At 70.6% G+C, this 10269-nt stretch carries 12 protein-coding genes; 4 read left to right on the top strand and 8 right to left on the bottom strand.

Features of this window, described 5'->3' with window-relative positions:
* The 3 genes from N1031_RS14155 to N1031_RS14145 form a co-directional block, all read right to left on the bottom strand.
* A partial coding sequence (locus N1031_RS14155; protein ID WP_259480343.1) for an FGGY family carbohydrate kinase occupies positions 1–963 on the bottom strand: 963 nt, incomplete at its 3' end.
* A 70-nt stretch (positions 964–1033) separates the two neighbouring features.
* Positions 1034–1804: an MIP/aquaporin family protein gene (locus N1031_RS14150; protein WP_259480342.1), complete on the bottom strand. Its 771-nt coding sequence runs from the start codon at positions 1802–1804 to the stop codon at positions 1034–1036.
* Between the two features lie 38 nt (positions 1805–1842).
* A complete protein-coding gene (locus N1031_RS14145; RefSeq protein ID WP_259480341.1) occupies positions 1843–3606 on the bottom strand; it encodes a glycerol-3-phosphate dehydrogenase/oxidase in 1764 nt (587 codons plus the stop codon).
* Between the two features lie 112 nt (positions 3607–3718).
* On the opposite strand from N1031_RS14145, the gene N1031_RS14140 reads away from it, so the two are divergent.
* Entirely contained in the window at positions 3719–4684 is a 966-nt protein-coding gene (locus N1031_RS14140) for a sugar-binding transcriptional regulator (protein WP_259480340.1), read from the top strand.
* Here N1031_RS14140 and cofC read toward each other — a convergent pair.
* Positions 4644–5309 carry a 2-phospho-L-lactate guanylyltransferase gene (gene cofC, locus N1031_RS14135; protein ID WP_259480339.1) on the bottom strand — a complete coding sequence of 222 codons (666 nt, stop codon included), beginning with the start codon at positions 5307–5309 and terminating at the stop codon, positions 4644–4646. The genes N1031_RS14140 and cofC overlap by 41 nt on opposite strands.
* A gap of 85 nt (positions 5310–5394) precedes the next feature.
* On the opposite strand from cofC, the gene N1031_RS14130 reads away from it, so the two are divergent.
* The 3 genes from N1031_RS14130 to N1031_RS14120 all read left to right on the top strand — a co-directional run bounded on the left by N1031_RS14130 (position 5395) and on the right by N1031_RS14120 (position 7086).
* Positions 5395–5808 carry a DapH/DapD/GlmU-related protein gene (locus N1031_RS14130; protein WP_259480338.1) on the top strand — a complete coding sequence of 138 codons (414 nt, stop codon included), beginning with the start codon at positions 5395–5397 and terminating at the stop codon, positions 5806–5808.
* Between the two features lie 42 nt (positions 5809–5850).
* Positions 5851–6222 (top strand): DUF6412 domain-containing protein, encoded by a 372-nt coding sequence (locus tag N1031_RS14125; protein WP_259480337.1) that lies wholly within the window; start codon positions 5851–5853, stop codon positions 6220–6222.
* 87 nt (positions 6223–6309) lie between these two features.
* Positions 6310–7086, top strand: a complete 777-nt coding sequence (locus N1031_RS14120; protein WP_259480336.1) for a YidC/Oxa1 family membrane protein insertase — start codon at positions 6310–6312, stop codon at positions 7084–7086.
* Here the strand turns inward: N1031_RS14120 and cofE are convergent.
* From cofE to N1031_RS14100, 4 genes are read right to left on the bottom strand one after another with little or no spacing between them, the layout of a single operon-like run.
* Positions 7079–7912, bottom strand: coding sequence for a coenzyme F420-0:L-glutamate ligase (cofE, locus tag N1031_RS14115; protein WP_259480335.1), 834 nt, complete (start codon positions 7910–7912; stop codon positions 7079–7081). The two genes, N1031_RS14120 and cofE, sit on opposite strands and share 8 nt — an antisense overlap.
* Positions 7909–8910, bottom strand: a complete 1002-nt coding sequence (locus N1031_RS14110; RefSeq protein WP_259480334.1) for a TIGR03557 family F420-dependent LLM class oxidoreductase — start codon at positions 8908–8910, stop codon at positions 7909–7911. Before N1031_RS14110 ends, cofE begins: the two co-directional genes overlap by 4 nt.
* Positions 8910–9401 (bottom strand): pantetheine-phosphate adenylyltransferase, encoded by a 492-nt coding sequence (gene coaD, locus N1031_RS14105; RefSeq protein ID WP_259480333.1) that lies wholly within the window; start codon positions 9399–9401, stop codon positions 8910–8912. The genes N1031_RS14110 and coaD overlap by 1 nt, the downstream gene beginning before the upstream one ends.
* 26 nt (positions 9402–9427) lie before the next feature.
* Positions 9428–10198 (bottom strand): hypothetical protein, encoded by a 771-nt coding sequence (locus N1031_RS14100; RefSeq protein ID WP_259480332.1) that lies wholly within the window; start codon positions 10196–10198, stop codon positions 9428–9430.
* Between the last annotated feature and the right edge of the window lie 71 nt (positions 10199–10269).

Genomic DNA, 10269 nt, shown 5'->3' with positions numbered 1-10269 from the left:
GCGCAACCACTGGATCAACGACCCCGTCACCGCGATCGACCCCTCCAACGCGTAATGCGCCGGCTGATCACCGAGCTTGTACCCCAGGGTGGTGAGCAGACCGTTCTTCGAGTGCACGATCTCCGTATCAGTGTTGAAGATCAAGAAGTTCCCCGTGCCGTACGTGTTCTTCGACTCACCCGCATCGAACGCCGCCTGACCAAAAGTCGCCGCCTGCTGATCACCCAGAATCCCCGCCACCGGAACCTCACGCAGGAGGTTCGACGACTCGACGGTGCCGTACACCTCCGACGACGACTTGATCGCCGGCAGCATCGACTTGGGAACCCCGAAGGCCTCGAGGATGTCGTCGCGCCACTCGAGGGTCTCGAGATCCATGAAGAGGGTGCGGGAGGCGTTCGTGACGTCGGTGGCGTGCACGCCGCCCTCGGTGCCGCCGGTGAGGTTCCAGAGCACCCAGGTGTCGGTGGTGCCGAAGATCAGGTCGCCCGCCTCGGCGGCCTCGCGGGCCCCCTCCACGTTCTCGAGGATCCAGACGATCTTCGTGCCCGAGAAGTAGGTGGCGAGCGGCAGACCCACGATCGGCTTGAAGCGCTCCACTCCCCCGTCGGCCGCGAGCCGGTCGACGATGGCCTGGGTGCGGGTGTCCTGCCACACGATCGCGTTGTAGACGGGTTCGCCGGTGTTCTTGTTCCACACCACGGCGGTCTCGCGCTGGTTCGTGATGCCCACCGCGGCGATGTCGTGGCGGGTGAGGTCGGCCTTCGAGAGGGCGAGACCGATCACCTCGCGCACGTTGTCCCAGATCTCCTTCGGGTCGTGCTCGACCCAGCCCGCCTTCGGGAAGATCTGCTCGTGCTCCTTCTGACCGGTCGACACGATCGTGCCCGCGTGGTCGAAGATGATGGCGCGCGACGAGGTGGTGCCCTGGTCGATCGCGAGGACGTACTTCTTGTCAGACATTGCTAACTCCTTTGTTGCCGGTAGTGCTGTTGCCGATAGTGCGTTGCGAGAGGACTGCGCAGATCCGCGCTCAGGTGAGGATGGGGAGCAGCGGGATGGCGGCCCAGCCCGCGATCAGTCCGCCGATGATCGGGCCCACCACGGGCACCCACGAGTACGACCAGTCCGAGCCGCCCTTGCCCTTGATCGGCAGGATGGCGTGCACGATACGCGGGCCGAGGTCACGAGCCGGGTTGATCGCGTAGCCGGTCGGGCCACCGAGCGAGGCACCGATACCGATCACGAGGAGCGCCACCGGGAGGGCACCGAGCGCGGCCAGACCGCCGTCGCCCTGACGACCACCACCGAAACCGATCACGACGAACACCAGCACGAAGGTGCCGATGATCTCGGTGACCAGGTTCCAGCCGTAGGACCGGATGGCGGGGCCGGTCGAGAACACCCCCAGCTTGTTGGCCGGCTCGGGCTCCGCGTCGAAGTGCTGCTTGTAGGCCAGCCACACGAACACGGCACCGATGATGGCGCCGATCATCTGAGCCCCGATGTAGGCCAGCACCGTGCCCACGTTCACGTCGACGGGCGTGGCCGCCGAGCCGAACGAGGTGGCGCCGTTGGCGACGAGACCGAGGGTGACCGCCGGGTTCAGGTGCGCGCCCGAGGCGTACGACACGATCACACCGGCGAACACCGCGAGACCCCAGCCGATGTTGACCATCAGCGTTCCGCCGTTGAAGCCCTTGGTGCGCACGAGCGCCACGTTCGCCACCACACCGCAGCCGAGCAGAACGAGCAGCGCCGTTCCCACCAGCTCGGCGGTGAAGTCGATGAGCAGATTGTCCACGTTGACCTTTCTTCAGGGACGGCGCCAGCGCCGGCCGGTTAGTTGACGGCGCCCGCCGCCGTCGTGTTCGCCGCCTCGACCACGATCTCGTGGAAGAAGCGGAGGTTCTCAGCCGCCTGAGCGCGCTCGGCGGCCAGGCGCTCGTCGCTCCAGCCGGCCGACCGCGCCGCGAGAGCACTGAGCTCGTCGAAGGCGGGCTGCCCGAGGGAGCCGACGAAGGCGATGATGGTGCGGCGCAGCACCAGGTCGCTGAGGTGCACGGTGTGCTCCCCCATGAGGAAGTCGACCTCGGCGGTGCTGTAACCGGGCAGCGACTCGAGCGGCGCATCCGTCTCTTCGGCCGCCACGATGTGGGCGATGACCGCGGCGGCGTTGGTGCCGTACCGGGCGAGCAGCACGCGGGTGCGCTCCTCACCGAGGTCGGCTCCGTGCGCGCGCACCCAGGTGGTGATGGCCGCGGGGGTCTGCGGGTAGCCCTTGCCGCCGCCGATCGCGAGGTCGGTGGTGCTCACGGTGCGGGCGCGGCCGAGCAGCGCGAGAGTGTCGTTGGCGAGGTGCTCGGAGAGAGCGCGGAACGTCGTCCACTTGCCGCCGACGAGGCTCAGCTGCTTCACCGTCGTCGAGGTGCCGAAGGCGGCCTGCTCGATGCGGTAGTCGCGCGAGACGAAGCCGGGCGCGGTGTCGCCGTGGCCGGGCAGCGGGCGGATGCCCGAGTACCGGTAGACGATCTGCGGACGGTCGACCGTGATGGTGGGGAACACGTGGCCGACGAGGTCGAAGAAGTAGTCGACCTCCTCCTCGGTGCAGAGCGCGGGCTCGCGCGGGTCGGCCTCGAGGTCGGTGGTGCCCACGAGCACCCGGCCGTTGAGCGGGTAGATGAGCACGATGCGGCCGTCGTTGTTCTCGAAGAACACCTCGCCGCCGGCGCAGGCCTCGTAGAGCTCGGGGTTGTCGAGCACGATGTGCGAGCCCTTGGTGCCTCCCATGAAGCGGGTGGCCTCGCCGAGCGCTTCGTTGGTGAGGTCGGTCCACGGCCCGGTGGTGTTGACGACCACCTCGGCGGCGACCTCGAAGGTCTCGCCCGAGACGGTGTCGCGGAGCACCACCTTGTCGCCGGAGGCGCCGATCGCCTCCACGTAGTTGGCGGTGCGCGCGTGCGGGCCGGCGGCCAGCGCATCCTGCACCAGGTCGAGCGCAAGACGCTCGGGGTTCTCGACCGCGGCGTCGTAGTAGGTGGCCGTGTACTTCACGTCGGGACGCAGCTTCGGCAGCTTCGCGAGCGACTTCTTGCGCCCCACGAAGCGGTGGCGGGGCACGTTGCCGCCGTCGCGCGAGAAGGAGTCGTAGCCCATGAGGCCCACCTTGATGAGCAGCGCGCCGCGCTCCTTCGGCTTGCCCTGCTTGTGGGTGAGGAAGCGCAAGGGGGCGCTGAGGATGCCCGAGAAGGTGGAGAAGATCGGGATGGTCGTGGGCAGCGGCTTCACGTAGTGCGGCGCCAGGCGCAGGAGGCGGTTGCGCTCCTGAACGCTCTCCTTCACGAGGCGGAACTCGCCGTTCTCGAGGTAGCGCACGCCGCCGTGGATCATGTGGCTCGACGCGCTCGAGGCGCCCGAGGCGTAGTCGCCGCGCTCCACCAGGATGACCTCGACGCCCTGCAGCGCCAGATCGCGGAACGTGCCGATGCCGTTGATGCCGCCGCCGATGATGAGCACCTGTGCGCTCGGATTCTGACGGATCGCCTCGACGTTCGAACGGACGTCGTCTTCGGCGTGGAACGCCTGGGCCGGGTTCGGGGTGCTCACTGCTCACTCGCCTTCGTGGATCAGTTGGTGACCGTCTAGTTCTACAGCGTTTTCACATATGATCAACCTCGTTGCACATATGTGCAGTCTCGGCGAAAGGATGCGAGGGAGCATGACGGACAGCGGCTTCACGAGCGAGAAGGAGCGCGACGCCCTGCGCGCCGCCCACCTCTACTACATGCAGGACCTCACCATGGAGGCGATCGCGAGCGAGCTGCACACCTCGCGTTCCTCGGTGTCGCGCCTGCTCGGATTCGCGCGGGAGACGGGTCTCGTCGAGATCCAGGTGAAGAACCCGGTCGACCGCATCTCGTCGGTGCAGGACCGCATCCGGGACCGCCACGGGGTGACCGCGCACGTCGTGCCGGTGCCCGACTCCACTGCCGAGGTCGACCGGCTGGAGCGCGTGGCCATGAGCACTGCACGGATTCTCGGCCCGTTCTTCGACTCGAACATGACCATGGGTATCGCCTGGGGCTCCACCATCTCGGCCGTCTCGCGGCATCTGCAGGAGAAGGTGACCCACAACTCGCAGATCGTGCAGCTGAACGGTGCCGCCAACACCCGCACCACGGGCATCGGCTACGCCAGCGAGATCATGAGCCGTTTCGGCACCGCGTACGGCGCCTACGTGCAGCAGTTCCCCGTGCCGGCGTTCTTCGACGACCCGCGCACCAAGGAGGTGCTCTGGCGCGAGCGCAGCATCCGACGGGTGCTCGAGATCCAGAAGCACATGGACATCGCGCTGTTCGGGCTGGGCTCGGCCTACGCCGACGTGCCGTCGCACGTGTACGTGGGCGGCTACCTCGACGACGCCGACTTCGAGCAGCTCACGCACTCGGCGGTGGTCGGCGACGTGGCGACGGTGTTCTACCGCGCCGACGGCTCGAGCGAGGACATCCCGATGAACGCGCGCTCCTCAGGCCCCTCGCTGGCGCTGCTCAAGAAGGTGTCGCGGCGGGTGTGCGTGGTGTCGGGGCGGTCGAAGCTGCCGGCACTCCACGGAGCACTGGCGGCGGGCGTGATGACCGATCTGATCATCGACGAGGCGACGGCCCACTCGCTGCTGGAGGGGTGAGCGCGGCCGCCGTGTGGGCGCCGACCCCGGCGGCGAGCGCCTGCGCGAGGTCGGCGGCGGTGTCGACGTCGCGGCGCAGCGTGGTTCCGGCCGGCAGCTCCAGCGGAACGTGCCCGCCCTCGACGTGGCGCGCGGCCGATCCCGCCCCGAACCGCGGCACGGGCACGGCGCCCCGGGCGGCGAGCAGCGTCGTGCCGGTGCCCTCCGCGTCGGCGACGACGGCGAGCGGATGCGCGGCGGCGAGGTCGAGCGCCAGGGCGAGGTCGGCGGGAAGGAGCGAGGGCAGATCACCGAGCAGCACGGCCAGCCCCCCGGCCGCGGGCACCGACGCGGATGCCGACGAAAGTCCGGCACGGATCGCCGCATTCAGCCCCGCTCCGGGGTCGCCCACGAGATCGGCCCCGAGCGTCGCCAAGGCCTCCGCGACCGGCGCCGCCGTCTCCGTCACCACCACGACGCGCTCCACCGTCGGGGTGGCGAGCACCGCGGCGACCGTGTCGAGGGCGAACGCATCGGCCAGCCGGCTGCGCCGGTCGGGCGGAACGTGAAGGTCGAGGCGGGACTTGCCGTCGGCGGTGCCCTTGACCGGCACGACCACGGTCCAGCTGAGTTCGCGGGATTCCATCTGCTCGATCCTCGCATCCCGAGCAGTGCAGAACGATCGTTCCCGTCGCTGGAATGATACGCGCGCATCGGTTGTTATCGACACCGTGAGCAGAACATTCCATGAGATCGAGGGCGAACGCGGCGTGGTGTCGCGGTACCGCCGCCACGTCAACGGCAAGGGTTACATCGCCGTGGGTGCCGAGGTCGATCCCTCGGCGTTCGTCGACCCGACGACGTACGTGGAAGCCGGCGCGCGCGTGGGCGCGCGGGCGTGGATCGGCTCGGGGAGCTGGGTCGAAGAGGGTGCCACCCTGGGCGCCGGGGTCGTGGTGGGAGCCAACGTGCACATCGGTCAGGGGGCCCTGATCGGCCGCGGCACGAAGATCGGCAGCCACTCGCGCATCGGCGCCGGTGCGAAGATCTCCGACGACACGCGGGTGGAGCGCGACTCCACGATCACGCCCGGCTCGGTGCTGCGCCCCGGCGGGGCCTCGCACACCTACCGTACGGCGGCCTGACCCGCGCCCGCCGCGATCCTCTCACCGGCTAGGCTCGTGGTCATGAGCGAGCGGATGCGCACGACGGTCTCGTCGGTGTTGCGCGCGCTCGCGGTGACCTCGGGCCTCGGCCTGGTGTGGTTCGTCACGGCGGGCGAGCTACCGCTGTCGGCCGGCGGCTCGGCAGCGCTCGTGGCGACGGGTCTCGCTCTCGCCGCGCTCGGAGCGGCGGCCTCGACCACCGCTGCGGTCGTCCGAGCGTCGCGGCACGCTCTGGCGCTGCTGGCCGCGCTCTCGTCGTCGAGCACCCGCCGCACCGCTGCGCCCGAGCCGCTCCACCCCATCACCCAGGCCCGCCCCGATGCGGCCGGGCGTCCCCTCCCCCGGGCACCGGGCCGGTTCCTCCCGGTCGTGCCGCACATCCTCCCCCTCTGAGAATCCCCCTCTGAGACGTTCCCCACCGGGGCGCCGATGCGTGCGCGCGACCACACGGTCCGCATCCGCTTCCGTCTGGAGGAACCCATGAACATCTACGACTTCGGCCCCATCGCGGCCGCGCTCGACGGGGCGTCGACCGTCGTCACCGCACTCACCGCCTGGCTCACCCCGTGGGCCGGGCTCAACGCCGCCGCGCTCGCCGTCGTGCTCGTGACGATCGGGGTGCGGCTCGCCCTCGTCCCGGTCGGGGTCTCGCAGATGCGGGCCCAGCGGATGCGCGTGAGACTCGCGCCGCGCCTGGTCGAGCTGCAGAAGCGGCACCGCCGCGACCCCGAGCGCCTGCAGCGCGAGACGATGGCGCTCTACGCCGAGGAGAAGGCCTCCCCGCTCGCGGGCTGCCTGCCGCTCCTGCTGCAGGCACCGGTGCTCTCGCTGGTGTACGGCCTTTTCGTGCTGCCGGTGATCGCCGGCCACCCGAACGCCCTGCTCGGCGAGACGCTGTTCGGGGCACCGCTCGGCACGAGCTTCGTGAACGCGGTCGTCGGCGGCGGCGACCTGCCGGGCGTGATCGCGGGCATCGTGCTGCTGGCGCTGCTCACCGCGGTGGCGCTGCTCTCGCGGCGCCTGTCGATGCGGCTGGCCCCGCCTGCGGCTGCGGCGCCGGCCCCTGCACCCGCCGCGTCCGGGCTCGCCGGCGCTCCAGCGCTCCCCACCGCGTCGCTGACGCGCGCGCTCAGCTGGGCGCCGCTCATCACCGTGGTCTTCGCGGCGTTCGTGCCGCTCGCCGCGAGCCTCTATCTCGCGGTGACCACGAGCTGGACCCTGGCGGAGCGCACGGTGCTCGCGGCGGTCATCAGCTGAGGTCGCCGAGCGCCGCGCGCGCCGCGGCGAACCCGGCCGCATAGCCGTCGGCCTGTCCCTCCGCGTATCCCGCCGCGTGACCCTCGGCGAGCGCCTCGTCGGTGCCGAGCCGGAACATGTCGGTCGGCCCGGTGCGGGCGAGCATTCGGGCCGGGGTGTCGAGCGACTCCACGACCAGGTGCCCCGCCCCGCGCACGAGCGCCACGGGCATCCCGCTCGCCTTGCCCTTCACCAGGTCGCCCGCCGAGGCGAGCTCATCGGCGACGGCCGCCTGAGTGACCGCGAGCTCGTGGCCGAAGCTGTCGTGCGAGCCGCGGAGGTCGTCGAGCACGCGCAGCCCGGCCGCGCCGATGGCGGTGTCGATCTGTCCTTGCCGCCAGGCCCGGCCGAGGGTGTCGGAGACCACCACCCCGAGCAGTACCCTGAAGCGCGCGCGCAGACCCGCGGCCAGCGACCGCGCCGAGGCGTCGGGATCGACCGGCAGCAGCAGCACGGTGCCGTCGGGCGTGTTCGACGAGTCGACGCCCGCGGCCGCCTGCACGAGCCCCTGCCGGTTCTCGACGATGCGGGTCACGCCGCCGGGGTACGCCCGCGTGGCCACCACGCGCACGGTCTCGGCGGTGATCGCCTCCTCCCGGTCGGCGGCGGCGATGCGACGTCCCTCGGCCTTCGACACGATCTTGCTCGTCACCACGAGAACATCACCGTCGGAGGGCACGATCGAGGCGGCCTCCAGCGCGTCGCCGATGAGAGCGACCAGGTCGTCGCCCTCCTCGATCTCGGGCAGGCCGCCGAAGGCCTTCACCCAGAGCTCCGCGCCCGTCATCGCTGCAGCTTCGGGAGCACGTCGCGGCCGAACACGTCGATCCACTCCCGCTGGTTGCGGCCCACGTTGTGCAGGTAGATGCGATCGAATCCCAGGTCGGCGTAGCGCTGGATGTAGGCGCGGTGCGCATCCGGATCGCTGGAGACCATGAGGCGGCCCTGGAAGTCGTCAGCCCGCACCTGCCGGGCGATCTGCTCGAACTCGAACGGGCTGCGGATGTCGGCCTTCGGAAAGCGCATGCCGCCGTTGGGCCACTCGGTCACCGCGTTCGCCATGGCCTCCTCGTCGGTCTCGGCCCAGGAGAGATGCAGCTGCAGCACCTTCGGCATGCGCGACGGGTCTTTGCCCACCTCGCGGGCGCCGTCGTCGAAGCGCGAGAACAGACCGGCGATCTTGTCGAGCGGCGCACCCGCGGTGATGAGGCCGTCGACCGTGCGCCCCGCGCGCTTGGCCGTGACCGGGCCGGCGGTGGCCACCAGGATGGGCGGGGCCGTCTCGGGCATGGTCCACAGCCGCGACGACTCGAGCTTGAAGAACGGGCCGGAGTGCTTGACGTCTTTGCCCGAGAGCGAGGCGGAGAACAGCTTGTTGATGACGTCGATGGCGTCGAACATGCGGTTGATGCGTTCGGGGGCCTCGGGCCAGTACCCGCCGGCCACGTGCTCATCGAGCGCCTCCCCCGAGCCGATGCCGAGCCAGTGCCGGCCCGGGTACATTGCGGCGAGCGTGGCGGAGGCCTGCGCCACCATGGCCGGGTGCCAACGGTACCCCGGAGTGGAGAAGCCGGGACCGATGTCACCGCGGGTGCGCTCGCCGAGCGCCGACAGCACGTTCCACACGAACGAGGCCTGCCCCTGCCGGGGCACCCAGGGCTGGAAGCGGTCAGCGGCCATGACGCCCGTGAAGCCGCGGCTCTCGGCGTAGGCCGAGAGCTCGATCGCCTCGGTAGGGGCGAAGCGCTCCAGCATGGCGGCGTAGCCGACCTGGATGCGCGCCATCAGTCGGCGGTGTGCGTGAGGAACTCGGCGACCACGGCCGACACGTACGGCGCCACGTCGCCGCCGAGCGCCGACACCTGCCGCACGAGCGAGCTCGACACGTGCGCGTGCGCCGGATCGGGCAGCAGGAAGATGGTCTCGACCCCGGCCAGATTGCGGTTGACGATCGCCATCGGGGTCTCATAGGCCACGTCGATCTGCGAGCGGATGCCCTTCACGATCGCGGTGGCGCCTACGTCGGTGCAGTAGTCGACGAGCAGCCCCATGCTCCAGGAGTTCACGGTCACGCCGGAACCGGTGATCCCCCGCTCGCGCAGGGACTCCTCGATCAGCTCGACGCGGTGGGCGATCGGGATGAGCGCCTGTTTGTCGGGGTTGTGCACGACCACCACGTGCACCTCGTCGAAGATGCCGGCCGCACGCTCGATGACGTCGAGGTGCCCGAGGGTGATGGGGTCGAACGAGCCGGGGACGACGGCCACACTGGTCATGTCCCCAGGGTATCAAGCCTCGGGTGTCAGACCCTGGCCTCCGCGAGGTCGGGTGCGAGCTCGGGCACCCGGGCGGGCATCTGGCCGCGCACGACAACCGGCTGCTCGGCGGCGACGAACCGTCGCGCGAGCTCGATCGACGAGCTCAGCAGCTCGGCGAGGCGGGCGTCGGGGTAGTCGCGGCACGCGGAGCGCACGCCGTCGACCGCCATCGCGAGGGTCGCCTGCGTCTGCCTGAGGCTCACCTCGACCCGCTGCCAGCGGGCGCTGCGGTCGAGGAAGCGCACGGCCCAGTCGCGCGCCTCGGGCGTGGCGTCGAGGGCGGCGTCGACGTCGGAGACCACCTCGGCGGCGAGCGCCCCGATGCGGTCGTCGCCTGTGCCGGCCACGAGGGCGTCGCGGCAGACCAGGGCGCCCACGGCGAGCGCGTGCTGACGGTCGAGGGGCGCGTCGGGCAGCGCGAGCGCGGCGGCGTGCACGGCGAGCACGAGGTCGAGCCGCTCGTCGTCGCTCGTGAGACCGATGACCGAGGGCACCAGTGGCGCGAGGCGCGGGCGGCCCTGATCGCTCGTGAGGTCGTTCACCGCCCGGGCGAGGTGGGCCAGGCCCGCGTGGGTGCAGGCCGGGTGGTCGCTCCAGCGCTCACCGGCCAGAAAGGAGGCGTACTCCATGAAGCACGCGCCCGACTTCGGGCTGCGATGCCGCCCCGCGCCCAGCACGGGCACCAGTCCGAGCTCCATCGCTCCCTGGGCCCCGCGTGCCGCAGAACCGTTGCGTCGTGATCTCCAGAGTGTCATGCCGAAACCTCATCTCCGCTGGATTCCACAATGCGCCCCCGCGGCCGAATAATCAATGGCCGAGTTGGGCG

The organism is Herbiconiux moechotypicola (genome assembly GCF_024979255.1).
GTDB lineage: Bacteria > Actinomycetota > Actinomycetes > Actinomycetales > Microbacteriaceae > Herbiconiux > Herbiconiux moechotypicola.
Note: the sequence above shows the minus strand (reverse complement) of the source record. Positions and strands in the feature narration are given on the sequence as shown.